General features: G+C 71.5%; 20 protein-coding genes and 1 tRNA gene. 15 read left to right on the top strand and 6 right to left on the bottom strand.

Annotated elements, in window-relative coordinates; translation table 11 throughout:
- Together A3Q37_RS09640 and A3Q37_RS09645 are read left to right on the top strand one after the other, a co-directional pair.
- A complete protein-coding gene (locus tag A3Q37_RS09640) occupies positions 1 to 930 on the top strand; it encodes an ABC transporter ATP-binding protein (protein WP_065480859.1) in 930 nt (309 codons plus the stop codon).
- The gene (locus A3Q37_RS09645; protein ID WP_032778298.1) at positions 927 to 1,643 is read left to right on the top strand and encodes an ABC transporter ATP-binding protein; all 717 of its coding nucleotides are present in this window, start codon (positions 927 to 929) and stop codon (positions 1,641 to 1,643) included. Before A3Q37_RS09640 ends, A3Q37_RS09645 begins: the two co-directional genes overlap by 4 nt.
- A gap of 91 nt (positions 1,644 to 1,734) precedes the next feature.
- On the opposite strand, the gene A3Q37_RS09650 is transcribed toward A3Q37_RS09645, so the two are convergent.
- Positions 1,735 to 2,391 carry an ANTAR domain-containing response regulator gene (locus A3Q37_RS09650; RefSeq protein ID WP_006123741.1) on the bottom strand — a complete coding sequence of 219 codons (657 nt, stop codon included), beginning with the start codon at positions 2,389 to 2,391 and terminating at the stop codon, positions 1,735 to 1,737.
- A gap of 94 nt (positions 2,392 to 2,485) precedes the next feature.
- Here A3Q37_RS09650 and A3Q37_RS09655 point away from each other — a divergent pair.
- Positions 2,486 to 2,572: transfer RNA gene (locus A3Q37_RS09655), tRNA-Leu, on the top strand.
- 86 nt (positions 2,573 to 2,658) lie between these two features.
- Here A3Q37_RS09655 and pyk read toward each other — a convergent pair.
- Both pyk and A3Q37_RS09665 read right to left on the bottom strand, forming a co-directional pair.
- The gene (gene pyk / locus A3Q37_RS09660; protein ID WP_065480862.1) at positions 2,659 to 4,098 is read right to left on the bottom strand and encodes a pyruvate kinase; all 1,440 of its coding nucleotides are present in this window, start codon (positions 4,096 to 4,098) and stop codon (positions 2,659 to 2,661) included.
- 120 nt (positions 4,099 to 4,218) lie between these two features.
- Positions 4,219 to 4,935 carry an SIMPL domain-containing protein gene (locus A3Q37_RS09665; RefSeq protein ID WP_065480867.1) on the bottom strand — a complete coding sequence of 239 codons (717 nt, stop codon included), beginning with the start codon at positions 4,933 to 4,935 and terminating at the stop codon, positions 4,219 to 4,221.
- 140 nt (positions 4,936 to 5,075) lie between these two features.
- Here A3Q37_RS09665 and A3Q37_RS09670 point away from each other — a divergent pair, with 140 nt between their 5' ends.
- A complete protein-coding gene (locus A3Q37_RS09670; RefSeq protein ID WP_065480870.1) occupies positions 5,076 to 6,902 on the top strand; it encodes a bifunctional UDP-sugar hydrolase/5'-nucleotidase in 1,827 nt (608 codons plus the stop codon).
- A 73-nt stretch (positions 6,903 to 6,975) separates the two neighbouring features.
- Here A3Q37_RS09670 and A3Q37_RS09675 read toward each other — a convergent pair whose 3' ends face one another.
- Together A3Q37_RS09675 and A3Q37_RS09680 are read right to left on the bottom strand one after the other, a co-directional pair.
- Positions 6,976 to 8,403 (bottom strand): lysine N(6)-hydroxylase/L-ornithine N(5)-oxygenase family protein, encoded by a 1,428-nt coding sequence (locus A3Q37_RS09675; RefSeq protein ID WP_065480876.1) that lies wholly within the window; start codon positions 8,401 to 8,403, stop codon positions 6,976 to 6,978.
- On the bottom strand, positions 8,400 to 9,845 hold the full coding sequence (locus A3Q37_RS09680) for an aminotransferase class V-fold PLP-dependent enzyme (RefSeq protein WP_065480880.1): 1,446 nt from the start codon (positions 9,843 to 9,845) through the stop codon (positions 8,400 to 8,402). The genes A3Q37_RS09675 and A3Q37_RS09680 overlap by 4 nt, the downstream gene beginning before the upstream one ends.
- A 331-nt stretch (positions 9,846 to 10,176) precedes the next feature.
- Here A3Q37_RS09680 and A3Q37_RS09685 point away from each other — a divergent pair, with 331 nt between their 5' ends.
- The 5 genes from A3Q37_RS09685 to A3Q37_RS09705 all read left to right on the top strand — a co-directional run bounded on the left by A3Q37_RS09685 (position 10,177) and on the right by A3Q37_RS09705 (position 13,622).
- Positions 10,177 to 10,518 carry a metalloregulator ArsR/SmtB family transcription factor gene (locus A3Q37_RS09685; protein WP_065480883.1) on the top strand — a complete coding sequence of 114 codons (342 nt, stop codon included), beginning with the start codon at positions 10,177 to 10,179 and terminating at the stop codon, positions 10,516 to 10,518.
- Between the two features lie 77 nt (positions 10,519 to 10,595).
- Positions 10,596 to 12,410: a SulP family inorganic anion transporter gene (locus A3Q37_RS09690; protein ID WP_255311776.1), complete on the top strand. Its 1,815-nt coding sequence runs from the start codon at positions 10,596 to 10,598 to the stop codon at positions 12,408 to 12,410.
- Positions 12,407 to 12,859, top strand: a complete 453-nt coding sequence (locus tag A3Q37_RS09695) for an anti-sigma regulatory factor (RefSeq protein WP_065480886.1) — start codon at positions 12,407 to 12,409, stop codon at positions 12,857 to 12,859. Before A3Q37_RS09690 ends, A3Q37_RS09695 begins: the two co-directional genes overlap by 4 nt.
- A 51-nt stretch (positions 12,860 to 12,910) precedes the next feature.
- Positions 12,911 to 13,132 carry an alkylphosphonate utilization protein gene (locus A3Q37_RS09700; RefSeq protein WP_006123749.1) on the top strand — a complete coding sequence of 74 codons (222 nt, stop codon included), beginning with the start codon at positions 12,911 to 12,913 and terminating at the stop codon, positions 13,130 to 13,132.
- Between the two features lie 118 nt (positions 13,133 to 13,250).
- Positions 13,251 to 13,622 (top strand): helix-turn-helix transcriptional regulator, encoded by a 372-nt coding sequence (locus tag A3Q37_RS09705; protein WP_065481075.1) that lies wholly within the window; start codon positions 13,251 to 13,253, stop codon positions 13,620 to 13,622.
- Here the strand turns inward: A3Q37_RS09705 and pepN are convergent.
- Positions 13,619 to 16,168: an aminopeptidase N gene (gene pepN, locus A3Q37_RS09710; protein WP_065480889.1), complete on the bottom strand. Its 2,550-nt coding sequence runs from the start codon at positions 16,166 to 16,168 to the stop codon at positions 13,619 to 13,621. The genes A3Q37_RS09705 and pepN overlap by 4 nt on opposite strands.
- 213 nt (positions 16,169 to 16,381) lie before the next feature.
- On the opposite strand from pepN, the gene A3Q37_RS09715 reads away from it, so the two are divergent.
- From A3Q37_RS09715 to A3Q37_RS09740, 6 genes are all read left to right on the top strand, one after another.
- The gene (locus A3Q37_RS09715; protein WP_255311775.1) at positions 16,382 to 16,759 is read left to right on the top strand and encodes an ASCH domain-containing protein; all 378 of its coding nucleotides are present in this window, start codon (positions 16,382 to 16,384) and stop codon (positions 16,757 to 16,759) included.
- 77 nt (positions 16,760 to 16,836) lie between these two features.
- Positions 16,837 to 18,078 carry a cytochrome P450, cyclodipeptide synthase-associated gene (locus A3Q37_RS09720; protein ID WP_065480893.1) on the top strand — a complete coding sequence of 414 codons (1,242 nt, stop codon included), beginning with the start codon at positions 16,837 to 16,839 and terminating at the stop codon, positions 18,076 to 18,078.
- A 104-nt stretch (positions 18,079 to 18,182) separates the two neighbouring features.
- A complete protein-coding gene (locus A3Q37_RS09725; RefSeq protein WP_065481079.1) occupies positions 18,183 to 18,575 on the top strand; it encodes a nuclear transport factor 2 family protein in 393 nt (130 codons plus the stop codon).
- Positions 18,576 to 18,591: 16 nt separating this feature from the next.
- Positions 18,592 to 20,598: an AAA family ATPase gene (locus tag A3Q37_RS09730; RefSeq protein WP_065480896.1), complete on the top strand. Its 2,007-nt coding sequence runs from the start codon at positions 18,592 to 18,594 to the stop codon at positions 20,596 to 20,598.
- A gap of 138 nt (positions 20,599 to 20,736) precedes the next feature.
- A complete protein-coding gene (locus tag A3Q37_RS09735; RefSeq protein WP_065480899.1) occupies positions 20,737 to 22,269 on the top strand; it encodes an MFS transporter in 1,533 nt (510 codons plus the stop codon).
- A 123-nt stretch (positions 22,270 to 22,392) separates the two neighbouring features.
- Positions 22,393 to 23,763, top strand: coding sequence for a carotenoid oxygenase family protein (locus A3Q37_RS09740; protein ID WP_065480902.1), 1,371 nt, complete (start codon positions 22,393 to 22,395; stop codon positions 23,761 to 23,763).
- Positions 23,764 to 23,778 lie beyond the last annotated feature (15 nt).

Raw genomic sequence — 23,778 nt, forward strand, 5'->3', positions numbered from 1 at the left:
ATGACCACCGACACCACCACCGCCGAGCCCACCACCGTGAGCACCCCCGGCGAGACCGTCCTCGACGCCCGCGGCGTCACGATGCGGTTCGGCGGCCTCACCGCCGTCCGGTCGGTCGACCTCACCGTCAACTCCGGAGAGATCGTCGGCCTCATCGGCCCCAACGGCGCGGGCAAGACCACCTTCTTCAACTGCCTCACCGGCCTCTACACCCCCACCGAGGGCGAGGTCCGCTACAAGGGCACCGTGCTCCCCGCCAAATCCTTCAAGATCACGGCGAGCGGCATCGCCCGCACCTTCCAGAACATCCGGCTCTTCTCCAACATGACCGTCCTGGAGAACGTGCTCGTCGGACGCCACACCCGCACCAAGGAAGGCCTCTGGTCCGCCCTCCTCCGCGGCCCCGGCTTCCACCGCGCCGAAGCCGAGTCCAAGGCCCGCGCCATGGAACTGCTGGAGTTCGTCGGCCTGGAGCACAAGGCCGAGCACCTCTCCCGCAACCTCCCCTACGGTGAACAGCGCAAGCTGGAGATCGCCCGCGCCCTCGCCAGCGAGCCCGGCCTTCTCCTGCTCGACGAGCCCACCGCCGGCATGAACCCGCAGGAGACCCGGGCGGCCGAAGAGCTCATCTTCGCCATCCGCGACAAGGGCATCGCCGTCCTCGTCATCGAGCACGACATGCGGTTCATCTTCAACCTCTGCGACCGCGTCGCCTGTCTCGTCCAGGGCGAGAAGCTCGTCGAAGGCACCGCCGCCGAGGTCCAGGGCGACGAGCGCGTCGTCGCCGCCTACCTCGGCGAACCCTTCGAGGGCGACCCGGGCGCGGCCGAGGTCGCCGAGGTCGAAGCCGCCGAAGCCGCCGCGGCGGAGACCCCCGAGGCCACCCCGGCCGCACCCGGCGAGAGCACCAGCAAGGAGAACGACCGATGACCGCACTTCTCGAAGTCGAGGACCTGCGCGTCGCCTACGGCAAGATCGAGGCCGTCAAGGGAATCTCGTTCAAGGTCGAAGAAGGCGAAGTCGTCACGCTCATCGGCACCAACGGCGCCGGCAAGACGACCACGCTCCGCACCCTCTCCGGACTGATCAAGCCGCTCGCGGGCCAGATCAAGTTCAACGGCAAGTCCCTGCGCAGGGTCCCGGCCCACCAGGTCGTCTCCCTCGGGCTCGCCCACTCCCCCGAAGGCCGCCACATCTTCCCCCGCATGACCATCGAGGACAACCTGCGCCTCGGCGCGTTCCTCCGCAAGGACAGCGACGGGATCAACAAGGACATCCAGCGCGCCTACGACCTCTTCCCCATCCTCGGGGAACGCCGCAAGCAGGCCGCCGGTACCCTCTCGGGCGGTGAGCAGCAGATGCTCGCCATGGGACGCGCCCTGATGTCCCAGCCCAAGCTGCTCATGCTCGACGAGCCCTCCATGGGCCTCTCCCCGATCATGATGCAGAAGATCATGGCGACCATCACCGAACTGCGCGAGCAGGGCACCACCATCCTGCTCGTCGAGCAGAACGCCCAGGCGGCGCTCTCCCTCGCCAACCACGCGCATGTGATGGAGATCGGCAGCATCGTCCTCTCCGGCACCGGCCAGGACCTGCTGCACGACGACTCCGTCCGCAAGGCGTACCTGGGCGAGGACTGACGCCCCTGCCGTACGGAAGAGGCCCGCACCCGGAATGAACCGGGTGCGGGCCTCTCTCGTACATACGCGTACGAATACGTCGTGTACGCGGCTACTCGGCCGACTTCTTCTTCTCCTCGGCGTCCGCGATCAGCGCCTCCGCGAGCTGCTGCATCGACATCCGGCGGTCCATCGACGTCTTCTGGATCCACCGGAACGCGGCCGGCTCGGAGAGCCCGTAGTCGGTCTGGAGGATGCTCTTGGCCCGGTCCACCAGCTTGCGGGTCTCCAGCCGCTGGGACAGGTCCGCGATCTCGCTCTCCAGCGCCTTCAGCTCGGCGAACCGGGAGACGGCCATCTCGATGGCGGGCACGACGTCGCTCTTGCTGAACGGCTTCACGAGGTACGCCATGGCCCCGGCGTCCCGGGCCCGCTCGACGAGGTCGCGCTGCGAGAAGGCGGTGAGCATGAGGACCGGGGCGATGGACTCCTCGGCGATCTTCTCGGCGGCGGAGATCCCGTCGAGGACCGGCATCTTCACGTCCAGGATGACCAGGTCGGGCTTGTGCTCCCGGGCCAGCTCGACGGCCTGCTGCCCGTCGCCCGCCTCACCGACGACGGAGTAGCCCTCCTCCTCCAGCATCTCCTTGAGGTCGAGGCGGATGAGGGCCTCGTCCTCGGCGATGACGACGCGGGTCGTCAGCGGCGGGACGTGCGACTTGTCGTCGTCGACGGCGTCTACGGGCTGGGGCGACTCGGGGGTGGTCACGGGGCTCCTTGATTCAGGGCAGGCGCTGCTGCGAAGCAGCCTACCTACCTGCTGCCGCCTTCTGACACCAGGTACACTGCTGATCGGTTACCACGCCGGGTTGGCGCAATTGGTTGACGCGGAGGTCTCAAACACCTCTGTCCGCAAGGACATGTGGGTTCGAATCCCATACCCGGCACCACCGAGGAAAAGCGGACGTTCACTTCATGTGAGCGTCCGCTTTCGCGATGTGAGCGTCCGCTTTCGCGCACCGCCATCCCGGGCCGCCTACTTCGGGCTGTCGTCCTCGCCGATGTGGTGGACGCGGACCAGGTTCGTGGAGCCGGGGACGCCGGGCGGGGAGCCGGCCGTGATGACGACCACGTCGCCCTTCGCGCAGCGGCCGATGCGGAGGAGTTCCTCGTCGACCTGGGCGACCATCGCGTCCGTGGAGTCGACCTTCGGGCCGAGGAAGGTCTCGACGCCCCAGGTGAGGTTGAGCTGGGCGCGGGTGGCTTCGTCGGGGGTGAAGGCGAGGAGCGGGATGGGTGAGCGGTAGCGGGAGAGGCGCTTGACCGTGTCGCCGCTCTGGGTGAAGGCGACGAGGAACTTCGCGCCGAGGAAGTCGCCCATCTCGGCGGCGGCGCGCGCCACGGCTCCGCCCTGGGTGCGGGGCTTGTTGCGTTCGGTGAGGGGCGGGAGGCCCTTGGCGAGGAGGTCTTCCTCGGCGGCCTCGACGATGCGGGACATGGTGCGCACGGTCTCGATGGGGTACTTGCCGACGCTGGTCTCGCCGGAGAGCATCACCGCGTCCGTGCCGTCGATGATCGCGTTGGCGACGTCGGAGGCCTCGGCGCGGGTGGGGCGGGAGTTGTCGATCATCGAATCGAGCATCTGGGTGGCGACGATGACCGGTTTGGCGTTGCGCTTGGCGAGCTTGATGGCGCGCTTCTGGACGATCGGGACCTGCTCCAGCGGCATTTCGACGCCGAGATCGCCGCGGGCGACCATGATGCCGTCGAAGGCGGCCACGATGTCGTCGATGTTGTCGACGGCCTGGGGTTTTTCGACCTTGGCGATGACGGGGAGGCGGCGGCCCTCCTCGTCCATGATCCGGTGGACGTCGTCGATGTCGCGTCCGGTGCGGACGAAGGAGAGGGCGATGATGTCGGCGCCGGTGCGCAGGGCCCAGCGGAGGTCGTCGATGTCCTTCTCGGAGAGGGCGGGGACGGAGACGGCGACGCCGGGGAGGTTGAGTCCCTTGTTGTCGGAGACCATGCCGCCTTCGATGACGGTGGTGTGGACGCGGGGTCCGTCGACTCCGGTGACTTCGAGGGTGACGCGGCCGTCGTCGACGAGGATGCGTTCGCCGGTGGTGACGTCGGCGGCGAGTCCGTCGTAGGTGGTGCCGCAGATGTCGCCGGTGCCTTCGCCTTCGAGGGGTTCGACGGTGATGGTGAAGGTGTCGCCGCGTTCAAGGAGTACGGGGCCTTCGCGGAAGCGTCCGAGGCGGATCTTCGGGCCTTGAAGGTCGGCGAGGATGCCGACGCTGCGGCCGGTTTCCTCGGACGCCTTGCGCACGTGGTGGTAGCGCTCTTCGTGTTCGGCGTAACTGCCGTGGCTGAGGTTGAAGCGGGCGATGTCCATTCCCGCCTCGACCAGGGCCTTGATCTGGTCGTACGAGTCGGTTGCGGGTCCCAGGGTACAAACGATTTTCGCTCGGCGCATACATCGAGCCTAAACCTTACCTACGGGTAGGTATTTGGCTCCGCATGACACCTCAACAACCTTTGGATGAAGGGTTATTGACAAGTGTTGAATTGTGCGCCGGGGTGCTCTGATGAGCGTTTATCCGAGGTCCGGCGGGATGAGGGTGAAGGCCGCTTCGACCTGGGCGTCGACGTTCTGGCGTACGGGTTCGAGGTCGATCGGGGCCGCTTCGGCGGCGCCTTCCGCGCGGGCGGAGCGGAAGGGCATGGCCCCGCCGTAGGACGCGGCGGCGAAGGTGGCCCCGCCGACGGCGCCGGTGTCGCCGAGTTCGAGGAGGGCGCCGATGCGGGTGTCCAGGGCCTCGGCGTACTCGCGGGCGCGCTGGAGCGCTTCCTGGACGGCCTGGCGGCGGGCGGCCGCGTGGTGGGGGGAGGTGGGGCGCAGCGCCCACCAGGGGCCGTCGACGCGGGTGAGTTCCTGGTCGGCGAGGCGGGCGACGATCTCCCCGAGAACGGTGAAGTCGCTCAGGGTGACGGTGAGTTGGATGCTGCCGTGGTAGGCGCGGATGCGTTCGCCGCGGCCGTGGCGGGCGAGTTCGGGGCGGATGGTGAGGGTGCCGGTTTCGAGTTTTTCGACGGCGTCGCCGTAGCCCTTGACGAGGTCGAGGGTGGCGGTGTTGCGGCGGTTGAGGTCGTCGAGGGTGGTGCGCCGGTCGGTGTTGCGGGCGGTGAGGGTGACGGCGATACGGGCGATCTCGGGGTCGACTTCGAGGTGCGCTTCGCCGCGGACGGTGACGCGGGGGGCCGTGGGGGTGCCGTGGGAGGGGTGGGGTGCGGGGGTGGGGGTGTCGGTCATGTGTTCACTGTGGCACGGCGGGTGGCGGTACGGGGTGCCTGTCGGGTGGTCATCAGATCGAAACCTGCGCGGGGTGTTGTGGGCGGTGGTGGCTGGGCCAGAATCTACGCGCGTTGCCGTACTGAACGAGGAGTGAAGAGATGCCGTTGAACCGTAGGACGTTTCTGGGCCGTTCGGCCGCCGCGGGTGCGGGAGTGGCGATGGCGGGCGGTGCGGTGGCCGGCTCGGCCGGTGCGGCGCAGGCCACGGGGCACGGCCATGGGCACGGTCACGGACGTCCTCCGAAGCGGTACTCGTTCACCGTGATGGGCACGACCGACCTGCACGGGAACGTCTTCAACTGGGACTACTTCACGGACAAGGAGTACGACGACTCCGCCCACAACGACGTCGGCCTGGCGAAGATCTCGACGCTGGTGGATCAGGTGCGCCGGGAGAAGGGCCGCCGGAACACGCTGCTGATCGACGCGGGTGACACGATCCAGGGCACCCAGCTGTCGTACTACTACGCGAAGGTCGACCCGATCACGGCGCGGCGCGGTCCGGTGCACCCGATGGCGCGGGCGATGAACGCGATCGGTTACGACGCGGCGGCGCTCGGGAACCACGAGTTCAATTACGGCATTCCGGTGCTGCGGAAATTCGAGGAGCAGTGCGATTTCCCGCTGCTGGGGGCGAATGCGCTGGACGCGAAGACGTTGCGGCCGGCGTTCGCCCCGTATGTCATCAAGCGGATGCACACGCCGTGCGGGCGTGATGTGCGGGTGGCGGTGCTGGGGCTGACGAATCCCGGTATCGCGATCTGGGACAAGGCGAATGTGAGCGGGAAGATGGTGTTCCCGGGTCTGGAGGAGCAGGCCGCGAAGTGGGTGCCGAAGCTGCGGTCGATGGGTGCGGACGTGGTGATCGTGTCGGCGCACTCGGGTTCCTCGGGGACGTCGTCGTGGGGTGACCAGCTGCCGTACGTGGAGAACGCGGCGGCGCTGGTGGCGGAGCAGGTGCCCGGTATCGACGCGATCCTGGTGGGCCACGCGCATGTGGAGATCGCGGAGCACTTCGTGACGAACAAGGAGACCGGCAAGCAGGTCGTGCTGTCGGAGCCGGCGAAGTGGGGGCAGCGGCTGACGCTGTTCGACTTCGACCTGGTGTGGGAGAAGGGCCGCTGGACGGTGGAGAAGGCCGGCTCCCGCGTGCTGAACTCCAACACGGTGCCGGAGGACCCGAAGGTGACGTCGCTGCTGCGCCGCGAGCACCGCAAGGTGGTGGAGTACGTCAACCAGGTGATCGGTACGTCGGTGGTGGCGATGTCGACGGCGGACGCGCCGTGGAAGGACGAGCCGATCATCGATCTGATCAACGTGGTGCAGACGGAGACGGTGAAGGCGGCGCTGGCGGGCGGGGAGTACGCGGCGCTGCCGGTGCTGTCGCAGGCGTCGTGCTTCTCGCGTACGGCGGGGATTCCGGCCGGCGATGTGACGATCAAGGACGCGGCGGGGCTGTATCCGTTCGAGAACACGCTGGAGGCGCGGCTGATCACGGGTGCCCAGCTGAAGGACTACCTGGAGTATTCGGCGCGGTATTACGTGCAGACGCCGGCGGGCGGTCCGGTGGACACGGCGAAGCTGACGAACGCGGACGGGATTCCGGACTACAACTACGACGCGGTGTCGGGCGTGACGTACGACGTCGACATCGCGAAGCCGGCGGGTTCGCGGATCGTGGGGTTGTCGTTCGACGGGAAGCCGATCGACCCGGCGGCGCGGTTCGTGTTCGCGGTGAACAACTACCGGGCGAGCGGCGGCGGGAACTTCCCGCATGTGCCGGGTGCGCAGCAGCTGTGGGCGGATTCGGACGAGATCCGGAACACGATCATCGGGTGGGTGCGGGAGAAGGGTTCGGTGGACCCGGCGGCGTTCGCTTCGGTGGGGTGGCGGCTGACGCGTGAGGGGACGCCGGTCTTCCCATAGCGCTGGTTGGTTCGTTCGGCCCGGGTCTCCCTCCGTGGGGGCCCGGGCCGTTCGCTGTCCCGGGGGGCCGGGGCTAGAGGGGCTGGCTCAGGGGGACGAGGGCGGGGGCCTGGGTCGGGATTCCGGGTGGTTGGGGCGTGAGGCCGAAGGTGGTGAAGGCGGTGCGTTCGGGGAGGGGGTAGGGGTTGGCGCCGGTGAGGTTGTTGAGGATGGTGGCGCTGCGCCAGGCGGCGAGGCCGAGGTCGGGGGCGCCGACTCCGTGGGTGTGGCGTTCGGCGTTCTGTACGTAGACGTGTCCGGTGACCGTGGGGTCGAGGACCAGGCGGTACTGGTCGTCGATGCGGGGGCGGTGCGAGGCGTCGCGGCTGAGGTAGGGGGCGAGGCCGCCGAGGACGGCGTCGAGGGGGCGTTCGCGGTAGCCGGTGGCGAGGATGACGGCGTCCGTGGTGAGACGGCTGCGGATGCCTTGCTGGGTGTGTTCGAGGTGGAGTTCGACGCGGGTGTCGGCGAGGCGTCCTGCGGTACGGACATGGACGCCGGGGGTGAGGGTGGCGTCGGGCCAGCCGCCGTGGAGGGTGCGGCGGTAGAGCTCGTCGTGGATGGCGGCGATGGTGTCGGCGTCGATGCCTTTGTGGAGCTGCCACTGCCGGGGAACGAGTTCGTCGCGGGCGGATTCGGGCAGCGCGTGGAAGTAGCGGCTGTAGTCGGGGGTGAAGTGCTCCAGGCCGAGCTTCGAGTACTCCATGGGCGCGAAGGCCTGGGTGCGGGCGAGCCAGTGGATCTTCTCGGCGCCCTCGGGGCGGGCGCGCAGGAGGTCGAGGAAGATCTCGGCGCCGGACTGGCCGGATCCGATGACGGTGATGTGGTCGGCGGCGAGGAGGCGTTCGCGGTGGCGGAGGTAGTCGGCGGAGTGGAGTACGGGGACGGCCTCGGCTTCGGCGAGGGGTCTGAGGGGTTCGGGGACGAAGGGTTCGGTGCCGATGCCGAGGGCGATGTGGCGGGTGTAGGCGCGGCCGAGTGCTTCGGCTTCGCCGTCGCGGTCGAGCTGGGTGAAGTCGACCTCGAAGAGGGCGCGTTCGGTGTTCCAGCGGACGGCGTCGACCTGGTGGCCGAAGTGCAGGCCGGGAAGTTGTTCGGTGACCCAGCGGCAGTAGGCGTCGTACTCGGCCCGTTGGATGTGGAAGCGCTCGGCGAAGTAGAAGGGGAAGAGGCGGTCGCGGGTGCGGAGGTAGTTGAGGAAGCTCCAGGGGCTGGTGGGGTCGGCGAGGGTGACGAGGTCGGCGAGGAAGGGGACTTGGAGGCTGGCCCCGTCGAGGAGGAGGCCGGGGTGCCAGTGGAAGGCGGGGCGTTGTTCGTAGAAGGTCGCGGCGAGGGGGCGGGGGTCGCCGGGGGCGGCGGGGATGTGGTGGGCGAGAGCGGCGAGGGAGAGGTTGAACGGGCCGATGCCGATGCCGACGAGGTCGTGTGGCTGGTCGGGTTCGTGGGCGGGCCGGTCGGTCATCGCGGGGTGTCGCCTTCCGTGGGGTGCGGGGTGGGGGCCGGCGCCGCCGGTGCGGGTGGGCCGGTGAGGAGGTCGGTGGTGGTGGCGGTGACCAGGTCCAGGAGGGTCCGGAGGTCCTGGGGGGTGGTGTGGGGGTTGAGGAGGGTCGCCTTGAGCCAGAGGCGGCCTTCGGCGTGGGCGCGGCCGAGGACGGCGTGGCCGCGTTGGAGGAGGGTGCGGCGGACGGTGGCGACGGTGTGGTCGTCGGCGTCGGTGGGGCGGAAGAGGACGGTGCTGATGGTGGGGCGGTCGTAGAGGTCGAGCGCGGGGTTCTTGGTGATGAGGTCGGCGAGGTGGTGGGCGGTGGCGAGGGTGCGGTCGATGAGGTCGGCGAGTCCGCTGCGGCCGAGGGCCTGGAGGGTGACGGCGATCTTGAGGGCGTCGGGGCGGCGGGTGGTGCGCAGGGAGCGGCCGAGGAGGTCGGGGAGGCCGGCTTCGGTGTCGTCATCGGCGTTGAGGTAGGGGGCGTGGTGGTGGAGGGGGGTGAGGAGGTGGTGTTCGGGTACGGCGAGGAGGCCGGCGGACGCGGGCTGCCAGCCGAGTTTGTGGAGGTCGAGGGTGACGCTGTGGGCGCGGTCGAGGCCCTGGAGGAGGGGGCGGGCGGTGGGGCTGAGGAGGAGCGGTCCTCCGTAGGCGGCGTCGATGTGGAGTTCGGCGTCGTGGGTGGTGCAGAGGTCGGCGATGGCGTCGAGGGGGTCGATCTCGCCGGTGTCGGTGGTGCCGGCGGTGGCGACGACGAGGAGGGGGCGGTGGAGTTCGGTGAGGGCGTCGTCGAGGGCGGCGAGGTCGAGGGTGCCGGTGGGGGCGGGGACGACGACGGGTTCGGGGAGGCCGAGGAGCCAGGCGGCGCGGGCGACGCTGTGGTGGGCGTTGGCGCCGCAGACGGTCTGTACGGGGCCGTGGCGTTCGCGGGCGAGGAGCAGGGCGAGCTGGTTGGCCTCGGTGCCGCCGGTGGTGATGACGGCGTCGGGCGAGGGGGCGCCGGGGTAGATCTCGGCGGCGAGTGCGCTGGTGAGGTCGGCTTCGAGGGCGGAGGCGGCGGGGGCCTGGTCCCAGGAGTCCATGGAGGGGTTGAGGGCGCTCGCGGCGAGGTCGGCGGCGGCTGCCAGGGCGAGGGGCGGGGTGTGCAGGTGGGCGGCGCAGTGGGGGTGGGCGGGGTCGGCCGCGCCCGCGGCGAGGGCGGTGACGAGGGAGCGCAGGGCGTGGTGGGGGCCGGTGCCGTGGTCGGGGATGAGGGGGTGGGTGGCGGTACGGGTGCGCGGGGTGACGGTGTCGGGTCCGCCGGCGGGGAGGGGGCCGCCGCGGAGGGCCGCGCCGTCGTGGAGTGCGGCGAGGACGGTGTCGAGGAGGGGGCGCAGGGCGGCGGGGCCCGCGGTGTCTCCGGCGAGGGGCGGGGTGGGCATGGGTGGGGTGGTCCTTCGGATGCGCGGGGGTGGACATGCCAGCTTGTCCCCGGTTTCGGGTGGCGCGGCCGAAGAGCCCAACGATCTGAACTCGAAAGGGGTACTGGCGGCCGATGCGGCCGGACAGGCGAGGGCCGGGATGGTATGGGCGTGCGAATGCTGGATGAACGTGCGAGCGGAGAGCCCCCGCACGACATTGCTCAATGAGTGAATTGCGAAATTCTGCAATTCACTACATGCTGTGGGGGCCGTTCCGCCGTCGTGCGCGGTTCACGGCCCCCGCCCGGCTCCTGCCCGTGGCGGTGACGTACTGCCGAGGAGAGGTTCCTCCGTGCCGGTCCCCCTGTACCAGGCCAAGGCCGAGTTCTTCCGGATGCTCGGGCATCCGGTGCGCATCCGGGTCCTGGAGCTGCTCCAGTCGGGGCCGTCGCCGGTGCGGGATCTGCTGGCCGCGATCGAGGTGGAGCCCTCGGCGCTCTCGCAGCAGCTGGCGGTTCTGCGCCGGTCCGGCATCGTCAACGCGACCCGGGAGGGTTCCACGGTGGTGTACGAGCTGGCGGGCGGCGATGTCGCCGAGCTGATGCGGGCCGCGCGGCGGATCCTGACGGAGATGCTGTCCGACCGGGACGGGCTGCTCGCCGAGCTGCGGGAGGCCGAGGTGTCCGCGCCGTGAACGGGTTCCCGGATGTGGCGGCGCGGGGTTGGGCGCGGGTGCGGGCGCTGCTGCCCGTGCGTGCCGACTTCGCCGCGATGGCCCGTGCCCCGCGCCGTGATCTGCTCGCCGGTCTGACGGTGGCGATCGTGGCGTTGCCGCTCGCGCTGGGCTTCGGCGTGGCGTCGGGGCTGGGCGCGGAGGCGGGGCTCGCGACCGCGGTGGTGGCGGGGGCGCTGGCCGCGGTGTTCGGCGGGTCGAACCTCCAGGTGTCGGGGCCGACCGGGGCGATGACGGTGGTCCTGGTGCCGATCGTCGCGGAGTACGGTCCGGGCGGGGTGCTGACGGTCGGGCTGCTGGCGGGGGGCCTGCTGATCGTGCTGGCGCTGCTGCGGGCGGGCCGGTCGATGCGGTATGTCCCGGCGCCGGTGGTCGAGGGGTTCACGTTCGGCATCGCGTGTGTGATCGCTCTCCAGCAGATCCCGAACGCCCTGGGGGTGGCCGCCCCGGAGGGCGACAAGGTGCTGGTGGTGGCGTGGCGGGCGGTCGAGGAGTTCGCGTCCGCCCCGAACTGGACCGCGCTCGCGATCACCCTCGGGGTGGCGGGGCTGATGCTGACGGGGGCCCGGCTGCGTCCGGGGGTGCCGTTCTCGGTGGTGGCGGTGGCCGCGGCGACGCTGGCGGCGCAGCTGTTCCACCTGGACGGGGCGACGCCGATCGGTGCGCTGCCCGCCGGTCTGCCGGCTCCTTCGCTCGGGTTCCTGGATCTGTCGGCGGTGGGTTCGCTGCTGGCTCCGGCGGTCGCGGTGGCGGCCCTGGCGGCGTTGGAGTCGCTGCTGTCGGCGACGGTCGCCGACGGCATGACGACCGGCCAGAAGCATGATCCCGACCGGGAGTTGTTCGGGCAGGGCATCGCGAATCTGGCCGCGCCGTTGTTCGGCGGAGTGCCCGCGACGGCGGCGATCGCGCGGACGGCGGTCAATGTCCGTACGGGCGCGCGTTCACGGCTCGCTGCGCTGACGCATGCCGCGGTGCTGGCGGTGATCGTGTTCGCGGCGGCTCCCCTGGTGTCACGGATCCCGCTCGCCGCGCTGGCCGGGGTGCTGCTGGCCACGGCGGTACGGATGGTCGAGGTGGGAGCGTTGCGGGCGATGGCGCGGGCGACGCGGTCGGACGCGGTGGTGCTGGTGCTGACGGCGGTGGCGACCCTGGTGCTGGACCTGGTGCTGGCGGTCGTGATCGGGCTGGCGGTGGCCGGGGCACTGGCCCTGCGCGCGGTCGCGGCCGAGGCGCGGCTGGACCGGGTGGATCCGTACGACGACAGCGTGCCGGACCGGCCGGGCCCGCCGACGTACGACAACGGCACCGTGCCGGATCTGCCGGGCTCGGCGACGTACGGCAAGAGCGCCACGGACCGGACGGGCTCCCCGACGTACGACGACGGCACCGCGCCGGACCTGCCGAGCCCGCCGACGTACGACAACGGGGGCGGCGGCCGCGAGCGCACCGACGCGACCGGGCAGGTCGTGGCCTACCGGATCGAGGGGCCGTTGTTCTTCGCCGGGGCGCACCGTTCGCTGCTGGAGCTCGGTGAGATCTCCGGCGTACGCGTGGTCATCCTGCGCATGTGCCGGGTGACCACGCTGGACGCCACCGGCGCGCTCGCGCTGAAGGACACCGTGCACCGGCTGAACGGGCGGGGCATCGTGGTGCTGGCCTCCGGGATCCGGCCGGGTCAGCGGCGGGCGCTGGAGTCCGTGGGGGCGCTGGAGCTGCTGCGGCGGGACGGGCGTGAGTACGCCACGGCCGCCGAGGCGTTCGGCGGCGCCCGGGAGCGGCTGGCGACCGCCGGGGTGGGGCTGGCCCGTGACGGCCGGGAAGCATCCGTGGCGGCCGAGAAGGCGGCCCGATGATCACGCCTCCGGACACCTTGCCGTACCGGCATGTGCTGACGCTGCCCACGACGGGGCCGGCCGTGCGCGTCGCCCGGGAGACCGCCGAACAGGTGCTGGCGGAGTGGGGCGTCGGGTCGCAGGACCCGTGCCGGGATCCGGCGCTGCTGATCGTCAGTGAGCTGGTGGCCAACAGCGTGCGGCACGCGGCGGTGCTCTCGCCGAACGTGACGGTGGTGTTCGCGGGCGGCCCCGACACGTTCGCGTTCGGTGTGCACGACCGCCATCCGTACCGCCCGGCGCTGTTCGCGTCCGCCGGGATAGCGCCGGGGCGGGGGCTGGCGACCGTGATGGAGCTGACCCACGGCCTGGGCGGCAGCGCGGTGGTGCGGGGCGATGCCGACGAGGGCGGCAAGAGCATATGGATCACCCTCCCGCTGCGGCGGAACGGCCGGTCCCATGATCGTTGAGAGATGTCCGGTGCAAGAGGTGCACCGGGTGGAGAAGGGCAGGAACGCGCCATGAGCGACATCGTCGTGAAGGACAGCAACGGGACCGTGCTGGTGGACGGTGACTCCGTGACCACGGTCAAGGACCTGAAGGTGAAGGGCACGTCGGAGACGCTCAAGCGCGGCACGCTGGTGAAGAACATCCGGCTCACCGGGCGCGCCGGTGAGATCGAGTGCAACACGAAGAAGGTCAAGGGGCTCGTGCTGAGGACCGAGTTCCTGAAGAAGGCCTGACCCGGCCGGTCCCCGGGTTCATCCTCGTGGCGCGAAGGCGCGAGGATGAACCCATGGAGAAGAGTTCGGGTCAGCAGGGGTGCGGCGGGTTCCCGTCGTACGGAACGGGGTGCCGCCGGTGAGCACGCCGCTGTACCGCTTGAAGGCGGAGTTCTTCAAGACGCTGGGGCACCCGGTCCGGATCCGGGTGCTCGAACTGCTCAGTGAACGCGATCACGCGGTCTCGGAGATGCTGAACGAGGTGGGGGTCGAGGCCGCGCATCTCTCGCAGCAGCTGGCGGTGTTGCGCCGGGCCGGTCTGGTGACCGCCCGGCGGGAGGGGTCGGCCGTCCACTACACGCTGGCCGACCCGGGGGTGGCGGAGCTGCTGCGGGTGGCGCGGACCATTCTGACCGGGGTGCTGGCGGGCCAGGCGGAGCTGCTGGCCGATCTGCGGTCGGGGACCGACGGCCCGGACGACGCGCGTCCGGGCCGTACAGGAGCCCCTTAGCCGGTGGCCGACGTGCGTACGGCGAGGGCGCGGCGGAGGTCGTCGAGCTGGTCGACGAGCTTGCGGCGCAGGGCCGGGATGAGATCGGGGTCCTCCAGGGCCCGGGTGCCGGTGGCGAGGCTGTCGGCGTCGATGGCGTACAGGGGGAAGGCGTGGCGTCCGGCGGCCTCGGCGATGGCGGGGCCGCGGCGGGCGGCGAGCGCGGTGGCGTCCGGGTAGAAGCGGGGCACGTACGCGGCGAGGATCTCCTCCTGGCCCGGCTGCCAGAAGCCCTGGGCGGTGGCCGTGAAGAGGTAGTTGGACAGGGTGTCGTCGGTGAACAGGGCGTCCCAGGCGGCGGCCTTGGCCTCGGGGGTGGGCAGGGCGGCGCGGCAGCGGGCGGCGCCTTCGCGGCCGGTGGCGCTGGGGTCGGCTTCGAGGGCCGCGGCGATGGTGGTCTCGTCGGTGGCGCCGAGGACGGCGAGGCGGGTGAGGATGCGCCAGCGCAGTTCGGGGTCGAGCTCGGGTCCGCCGTGGACGGTGCCTTCGTCGAGCCAGCTGCGCAGGGTGTCGGGCTGGGTGGCGGCGTCGATGAAGTGGCGTACGGCGATGAGGCGCAGGCCGGGGTGGGAGCCGTCCTCGGTGCGGCGGATGAGGTCGCGGCAGAGGTCGGCGAGGGTGGCGAGGGCCGCGGGGCGGTCCTCGGGGGCGACGTAGCGGTCGGCGATCTGTCCGGCGGCGAAGGACAGGACGCCCTGGACGAGGGCGAGGTCCGTCTCGTGCGGGAGGTGGGTGCGGGCGGTCGCGAGATAGGTGGCGGGGGCGAGGTCGCCGTCGCGGACCATGTCGCGGGCGGCGTTCCACAGGACGGCCCGGGTGAGGGCGTCGGGGACGCCGGAGAGGCTGGTGAGGACGGTGTCCCAGGAGGCGGTGTCCAGGCGGACCTTGGCGTAGGTGAGGTCGCCGTCGTTGAGGACGACGAGGGCGGGGCGGCGGCCGGGGCGGATCGTGGGTGTCCCGTCGCCGGGTACGTCGATCTCGAAGCGGTCGCGCGGGGCGAGGTGGCCGGGGCCCGCCTGGGTGTTCAGGGCGTGGTCGTAGGCGCCGACGGTGATGCGGTGGGGGCGGGAACCGTCGCGGGTGACGGTGAGGGCCCAGGACTGTCCGTTGCCGTTGCCGTTCGACGTGGGTTCGGTGCCGGTCTCGGGGGTGCCGGTCTCGGCGGTGAGGGTGTCGATGCCGGTGGTGCGCAGCCACTGTTCGGCCCAGGCGTGGACGTCGCGGTCGGTGGCGGAGGCCAGGTTGTCGATGAAGTCGGCGAGGGTGGCGTTGGCGAACTTGTGGCGGGCGAAGTGGGCGTTGATGCCGGCCAGGAAGTCCTTCTCGCCGAGCCAGGCGACGAGTTGGCGCAGGGCGGAGGCGCCCTTGGCGTAGCTGATGCCGTCGAAGTTGAGGAGGGCGGACGCGGTGTCGGGGACGGCGTCGGGGTCCGGGGCGACGGGGTGGGTGGAGGGGCGCTGGTCGGCGTCGTAGCCCCAGCCCTTGCGGGCGACGCCGAAGTCGACCCAGGTGTCGGTGAAGTGCGTGGCCTCGGTGAGGGTCTGGTAGCCCATGTACTCGGCGAACGACTCGTTCAGCCAGATGTCGTCCCACCAGGTCAGCGTGACGAGGTCGCCGAACCACATGTGGGCCATCTCGTGGGCGATGACCATGGCGCGGGTCTGGCGCTCGGTGTCGGTGACGGCGGAGCGGAAGACGAACTCGTCGCGGAAGGTGACGAGTCCGGGGTTCTCCATGGCGCCCGCGTTGAACTCGGGGACGAAGGCCTGGTCGTAGGAGTCGAACGGGTAGGGCTCGTCGAACTTCTCGTGGTAGCGGTCGTAGCAGGCGCGGGTGATGCCGAGGATCTCGTCGGCGTCGGCGTCCAGGTAGGGCGCCAGCGAGCGGCGGCAGTGGATGCCGAAGGGCAGTCCGGCGTGCTCGGTGGTGATCGAGTGCCAGGGTCCCGCGGCGATCGCGACGAGATAGGTGGAGATGAGCGGGGTGGGGGCGATGGTCCAGCGCCCCTGCCCGGTCTGTTCGGCGACGCCGTTGCCGAGGACGGTCCAGCCCGTGGGGGCGGTGACGTCGATGGCGAAGACGGACTTGAGGTCGGGCTGGTCGAAGGCGGCGAAGACGCGCTGGACGTCCTCCATGAACAGCTGGGTGTAGAGGTAGGTCTCGCCGTCGGTGGGGTCGGTGAAGCGGTGCATGCCCTCGCCGGTGCGGGAGTAGTGCATCGCGGCGTCGACGCGCAGTTCGTGGGGGCCGGCGGTGAGTCCGGTGAGGGGGTAGCGGTTGCCGTCGAGGAGGGCGGGGTCCAGGGGCTGTCCGTCGAGGCTGATCGAGCGCAGGGTGGCGGGCTTGACCTCGACGAAGGTGTCTCCGGCCGCGCGGGCGGTGAACCGGATGGCGGTGGCGGAGTCGAAGGTCTCCTCGCCGGTGGTGAGGTCGAGGGCGATCGTGTACCGCTCCACGTCGAGGAACTGGGCTCGGGTCTGCGCTTCGTCGCGCGTCAGTACGGACATGGCCCCATGCTGCCGTACGGGGGACGGCGGGCGCAGCGGGGTTCTCCCTGGGCGGACCCGGCACCGGGTCCGCCGGACACGCCCTGGGAGGAGGTCCGGGAAGGCAACGGGGATCGTGGACTGCCGGCTGGCTACCATGGGGTGCGAATGGCCGGGGTGTGCGGGCAGGGGCCCGGGGACGGGGACGGGATTGTGTGGCCACGGGTGGACGGCATGCGGGCGTTGGAGCTCGGCACAGCCGGTGACGTGCGGGACCGGCTGAACTCCCTCGTCCTCGATGGGAAAAAGACCGCCACGACCGGCCTCCTGGCCGAGTATGCCGAAGAGACCGAGGGCCTGGAATTCGCCGGGGAACGGCTGGCGCTCCTCGGCAACGACGGGAGCCGCGTCGCCACGATCGAGATCACCCGGGTGGAAGTGACCCCGTTCCGCGAGGTCACCTGGGACCATGCGGCGGCCGAGGGCGAGGGGGACCGGTCCCTGGAGGAGTGGTGCGAGGGTCATCGCCGGTTCTGGGACAGCATCGGCACCCCGGTCGGGGAGGAGACGCCCCTGGTGTGCCTGACCTTCCGGAGGGTCGGGTCCGGCTGACGCCTCCCGCTCGTGGTCGTCGTCCCTTCGGGGGCACGGCGGATGGTTGTCAGCCCGGCCCTGCGAGAGGTTCTTCCATGTCACTGGTACGTCCCGGCTTCAGCGTCCTGTCGGACGAGTTCGACGCCGACCCCTACGGGCACTTCGCCCGGCTGCGGGAACAGGCCCCGGTGCACTACGACCCGGCGATCGGCAGCTACTTCCTCTCCCGCCACCGGGACGTCAGGCAGGTGCTGACCGACCATCGGGCGTTCACCACCAAGACGTTGCAGGCACGCGCCGAGCCGGTGATGCGCGGGCCGGTCCTCGCCCAGATGACCGGGGCGGAGCACACCGCCAAACGCAAGATCATCGTCCGGGCGATGACCGGCGAGGCTCTGCGCGAGCAGGTCCGCGCCGTCCGCGTGCACGCGGCCGAGCTCCTGGCGCCCCTGCTGGCCCGGGGCCGGATGGATCTGGTCAACGACTTCGGCAAACCCTTCGCCGTCCACATGACGCTGAACCTCCTCGGCCTGGACAGCAAGGACCGGCAGCGGGTGGCCGCCTGGCACAGCGGGGTCGCCGAGTTCATCACCAGCCTGGCCCTCACGCCCGAGCGCCGCCGGCACTGCATGGACTGCGCCCGGCAGCTGGAGGCCTATCTCCTCCCCGTCGTCGAGCGGAGGCGCCGCGCCCCGGGCACGGACCTGATATCGCAGCTGTGCACCGCGGAGTTCGAGGGCACGGCCCTGAGCGATCGGGACATCATCGCGCTGATCATCAATGTGCTCGCCGCCGCCACCGAGCCCGCCGACAAGACCCTCGCCCTGCTGTTCAAGCACCTGATCGACCATCCCGGGCAGTTGGCGCAGGTGCGCCGGGACCCGGCCCTGCTGCCCGCCGCGATCGCCGAGACGCTGCGCTACACCCCACCGGTCCAGCTCGTTCCCCGCCAGGCGGAGAAGGACACGGTGATCGCCGGCACCACCGTCCCCGCGGGTGCCACGGTGTTCTGCATGATCGGCGCGGCCAACCGTGACCCCGGCGTCTTCGCCGATCCGGACACCTTCGACATCCACCGCCCCGACCTCGGCACCGCCCGTTCCTTCACGGCGGCGGCCCAGCACCTGGCCTTCGGCACCGGGCTCCACCAGTGCGTCGGCGCGGCCTTCGCCCGCGCGGAGATCGAGACCGTCGCCGCGATGCTCCTGCCCCGGCTCGACCGGGTCCGCCACAGCCCCGGCTTCCGCTACCGGGAGACCGGCCTGTACACCCGCGGCCCCGTCTCCCTGCCGCTGGACTTCACGCCCCTGCGCGCAGGTGGAACCCGCGCGGGCTGACCGCCGTCTTGCACGACGCCCCCGGCCGGGGACGGACGCACCAGGTGCCCTGCCCGCCCCGGGAGCAGTACCCCGCACCCGAACTCTCCCAGGCGACCGAGACGATGACTTCGACCGACATCACCAGAGCCCTCAACGACCTGCTGTTCACCCCGGACCTCGGCCTCGCCGAGGCCGTCGACCGGCACTTCGCCCCCGACTACCGCCAGCGCACCAACGGCGTGTGGAGCGACCGGGATTCCTTCGTCCAGCACATGGCCCGGCTGCGTTCCCTGATCCGCGACGGGCACATGGAGGTCCACGAGGAACTGCGCGACGGACCGCGCTACGCCGACCGCCACACCGTGACCGTCACCCGGCACGACGGCCGCGTCGCCGTCACGGAGGTCTACCTCTTCGCCGAGATGGCCCCCGACGGCCGCTTCCGGCGGGTCGAGGAGACCACCCGCCTGGTCTCCGGTCACCCCGACGACGGCAACCTCGGACTCGTCAAGTAGCGGGGGGGGAGCCGGGATGGCGTCTGTCGGGGAGAGACTGAGCCGAGCGCGCGTACAGGCGTTCGTCGGCCGGGAAAGGGAACTGGAGCGTTTCGGGGAGGCCCTGGCCGGTGACCCGCGGTCCCCGTTCGCGTTCTTCGTGTGCGGGCCGGGTGGCATCGGGAAGTCGACCCTGCTGCGGCGCCTGGCGGACCACGCCCGTACGGCGGGCCGACGGCTCGTCGAGTTCGACGGCCGGTTCGTCGGCCGGGACCCGGCCGACTTCGAACAGGCCGCCGGCCCCTTCCTCGACGTTCCGGGAACGGTGCTGCTGGTGGACTCCTTCGAGCACTGCCAGTGGCTGGAGAGCTGGCTGCGGCACCGCTTTCTGCCCCGCGCCGCGGACGACGCCCTGGTCGTCCTGGCCGGCCGGCACCCGCCGCGGCCGCAGTGGACCTCCGACCCGGCGTGGTCCGGGCTCCTGCACGTCACCGAACTGGAGCCGTTCACCGAGGAGCAGGCCGACGGCCTGCTGGCCTCGGCCAGGATCCGGCCCGAACTGCGCGACCGGGTGCTGCGCTTCGCCGGGGGCAACCCGCTGGCGCTGTCCCTCGCGGCCGCGGCGGGATCGAAGGGCTGCGGCCGGGAGGAGATCTGGACCCCGTCGGCGGACGTCCTGCGCACCCTGCTGTCGGGGCTGATCGGCGAGGTGCCCACGGCCGCCCACCGGCGCGCCCTGGAGGTGGCGGCGCAGACCCACTCGACCTCCGAAGAACTGCTCGCCGCGGTACTCCCCGAGGAGGACGTCCATCCGCTCTTCGCCTGGCTGAGGGACCTGCCGTTCATGGAGTCCACGGACCGGGGGCTCCATCCGCACGACGCCGCACGGGAGACCCTCGTCGCCGACCTGCGCTGGCGGGCCCCCAACGCCTTCGAGACGATGCGCCGGCGCCTGGCGGACGAATACCTGCGCATCCTGCGCGAGGCCCCGGAGGAACGGGTCTGGACCGTCACCGACGATCTCTTCCACCTCTTCCGGGAAGGCAAGGTCCTCTCCCGGCTGCGCACATGGGCCCGCGAGGACGAGGTCCACGACAGCCCCCTCCACCCGGACGACCTCGACACGGTGCTCGCCATGGCCGAGGAGACCGAGGGCGCCGACTCCGCGGCGCTGGTCCGCTACTGGGCACGGCGCCAGCCGCAGGCGTTCAGTGTCTACCGCCTCGTGAGCACGGGCCGGACGGTGGCGTTCACCGCCCGCCTCGTGCTGCCCGCCCCGCCCGACCCCGAGGTCCTGGAAACCGATCCCGTGGTCGCCGCCGCCTGGCGGCACACCGAGTCCACCGCGCCCGTGAGCCCCGGCGAGCACATCGGCATCAGCCGTTTCTCGGTCTACCCCGAGCGGTACCAGGTTCCCTCGCGCGTCACCGATCTGAGCAGCTCCCGGGCCCAGGCGGAAGCCGCCCGCGCCCGTGGACGCGCCTACGGCTTCGCCGTCTACCGGGATGCCGAGACCTGGGCCGAGCGTGTCAAGGGCACCCTCGACGACACGGGGAAGCGCCCGCGGGTCGGTGAGCACACCTACGGACTGTTCAGTGTCGACTGGCGCCGCACGCCCGTGGAGGCGTGGTTGTGGAACTTCGTCTCCACGACCGGCGACGCGCCGGTCACGCCGGGACCGTCGCCCCTCTCCCGTACCGCGTTCGACCAGGCCGTACGCGAGGCGCTGACGCACTGGCGCGACCCTTCCGCCTTCGGCGTCTGCGCACTGCTGCGCAGCCGGCTGGTGGCCGACTCCGCGGAGCCCGTCACGGAACTGCGCGCCCTGCTGCGCCAAGCCGTCGACGAACTCGCTTGTGACCCGCGCGGTGTGCGCGCCCGCGACGCGCTGACGGCGGGCAACTTCTCCGGCGCGCCCACCCAGGAGGCGGCCGCCCGCCGGCTCGGACTGCCGTACGGCACCTACCGGCGCCATGTGCGTCAGGGCCTGGACCTGCTCTGTGACGCCCTGTGGCAGCGGGAACTGTACGGCCAACAGCGGTAGAACAGCGCGGCGTGCCCGCGCACCGGCTCGTCCCGTCCGGTGGACGGGTGCGGAGTGGACAGGTGCGGACAGGACTGGACAGCCGTTGCCCCCGCCGGGCATGGAATGTGGACACCGGGCGGCACGAGGCTGCGTGTCATGAACCTTGGACGCACAGAGGACAGGCCGACCGCCGCACCCCGCCCGGGGGCCGCGCTCGCGGCGCTCGCGGCGGCGCAGTTCACCGTCATGCTCGCCACCTCGATCGTCAACGTGGCCCTCCCGCAGATCCGCGACGGGGTGGGTCTCTCGGACGAGGGCGTCACCTGGGTGGTCAACGCCTACAGCCTGGCGTTCGGGGCGCTGCTGCTGCCCGGCGGCCGGGCGGGCGATCTGCTCGGCCGCCGCCGGGTGCTGGTCGCGGGCCTCGGGCTGTTCGCGGGGGCTTCGCTGGCCGCCGCCCTGGCGTCCTCGCCGGGCATGCTGATCACCGCCCGCACCGCGCAGGGGCTCGGCGCCGCCGCCATAGCCCCCGCCGCACTCGCCTTGACGGTCGACCTGTTCCCGCCGGGGCCCGCCCGGGGCCGGGCCCTCGGAGTGTGGGGGGCCGTCTCCGGCGCGGGAGGGGCGGCGGGCGTTCTGCTGGGCGGCATCCTCACCCAGGCGTGGGGCTGGCCGTGGATCTTCCACGCCGTCGCACTCGGAACGGTGCTGGTCCTCCTCGCCGTGGCGGCGCTGGTGCCCCGGGGCGGCGGCCGCGCGGCCGGACGGTTCGACGTGCCGGGTACCGTAACCGTCACCCTGGCCCTGACCTGCCTGGTCTGGGCTCTGACCAGTGCGCGGGGGGCCGGCTGGACGGACCCCGGAGTGCTCGGTGCCCTCCTCGCCGCCCTGGTGCTGTTCGCGGCTTTCGTCGGCACCGAGCGCCGTCGGCCGGACGCTCTGGTACCGCCCCGGTTGTTCGCCACGGGCCGCCTCGCCGGGGGCAATCTGCTGATGGCGCTCCTGGGCTCCGTGTGGATCGCGCTGTTCTTCTTCCTGCCGCTCTATCAGCAACAGGTGCTCGGTATGAGCGCGCTGGCCACCGGTGCGGGCCAACTCCCCTTCGCCGCAGCCAACATGCTGGGCGCGCTCGCCGCTCCGCGCCTCGCCCGCCGTACCGGCGGCACCGTGACGCTGACCGCGGCTCTGCTCTGCGAAGCCGCGGGGCTGCTGTGGCTGTCACGCGTCGACTCCGGCGGAAGTTACGCCGTTGACGTCCTCGGACCGATCGTCCTGGCCGGCCTCGGCCTCGGCGTCGCCTTCGTCCAGCTCACGGCGCTCTGTGTGGACGGCGTCCCGGGACCCGACGCGGGCCTGGCCGGCGGACTGGTGAACACCACCCGGCAGATCGGCGGAGTGATCGGCCTCGCCTGTCTCGCCACCCTGGCCGGGTCCGTGACCGCCCGGGTCTCGGGCCACGCGTCCGCCCCGGAGGCCCTGACCGCCGGCTACCGGGCCGCCTTCGCGGTCTCGGCGGCGATCCTGACCGTCACCGCGCTGCTCGCTCCGCTCCTGACCCGCCCGGGCCGCCGTACGAGCGGGGCCGATGCCGCCGGAGCCCCGGCCCGCACATCCCACCCGCCCCACGGACCGGGCGCCACGGCTCCGCCCCGGCGGTGCCAGGACCCCGACCGCGCACCCGCCACCTGACCCGGCCCCCGCCCGACGCTCCACCTTCACGCGCAGGGCAGCCCGCCTGATCCCAGGCCCTGTACCACCAGCCATTTCTGACAACGCCACAACCGGACGAACCGAGAAACCGAGGAACCCATCATGACGACCCCGCCTTTCCTGACCGGCCACTACACCCCCGTTCCCGACGAGATCACCGCCACCGGTCTCACCGTCGAGGGCACCCTGCCCCCCGAGCTGACCGGCCGTCTGATCCGCAACAGCCACAACCCCAAGCCCGGTATCACCCCCACCCACTGGTTCAAGGGCAGCGGCATGGTCCACGGCATCCGCCTGCGCGAAGGCCGCGCCGAGTGGTACCGCAACCGCTGGGTCCACACCCCCGCCCTCGACGGCGCCCCCTACATGACCGACAAGGGCCCCGACCTCACCGCCAGCACCGCCGGCACCCACGTCATCGAGCACGCCGGACGCCTCCTCGCCCTGTGCGAGGCCAACCTCCCCTTCGAGCTCACCGCTGACCTGGAGACCGTGGGCGCCCACGACTTCGACGGCCGGCTGCGCACCGCCATGACCGCCCACCCCAAGGAGGACCCGGTCACCGGAGAACTCCATTTCTTCGGTTCCTCCCCGTTCCCGCCGTTCCTGACCTACCACGTCTGCGACGCCAAGGGCGAGCTCGTCCACAGCGCGGAGATCCCGGGGGCGACCGCGTCCCTCAAGCACGACTTCGCCCTCACCCGCCACCACGTGGTCTTCATCGAGGGCAACGTCACCTTCGACCCGGCCGAGCACTCAGGCATCCCCTACGGCTGGAGCGACACACAGCCTTCTCGTATCGGCGTCATGCCCCGGGGCGGGAACGGGGCCGGGCACATCCGGTGGTTCTCCATCGAACCCGGGAACATGCTGCACGTCGGCAACGCCTATGAGGACGGCCAGGGCCGGATCGTCCTGGAAGGGCCCACCGTCGACCGCGAGGGGTTCCGGCTCTCCTGGAACTGGTGGGTGGGCGCGCCGGGGCGCGGCGCGGAGCCCAACGCCCGGTCCTACACCCGCCGCTGGGTGATCGACATGGCCGCCGGAACCGTCGACGAGCAGATCATCGACGACCTCGCGGTGGAGTTCCCCACCCTCAACGAGGACTACCTGGGGGCCGAACACCGCTACCAGTACGCGGTGTCCTTCCCCGACCAGGAAGGCTACGGCGGCTACGGCGTGGTCAAGTACGACCGTGTCACCGGGGCCCGCCGCATCCACCGGGTCGGTGACGCGCGGCTGCCCAGCGAGGCCGTCTTCGTCCCCGCGGCGGGTGCGGCCGGCGAGGACGACGGCTACCTCCTGACCGTCGTCTCCGACCTCAAGCAGGACGCCTCACAACTTCTGGTCCTGGACGCCTCCGGGCTCGACCGGGTCGCCGCCGTCCACCTGCCCCGCCGGGTCACCGCGGGCATCCACGGTTCCTGGATCCCCGACGACGCCCTGGACGGTCCGGACGGTATCCGGCCCTGACGTACCCGTTTGCCC

It is taken from the genome of Streptomyces sp. PTY087I2 (assembly GCF_001687325.1).
GTDB lineage: Bacteria > Actinomycetota > Actinomycetes > Streptomycetales > Streptomycetaceae > Streptomyces.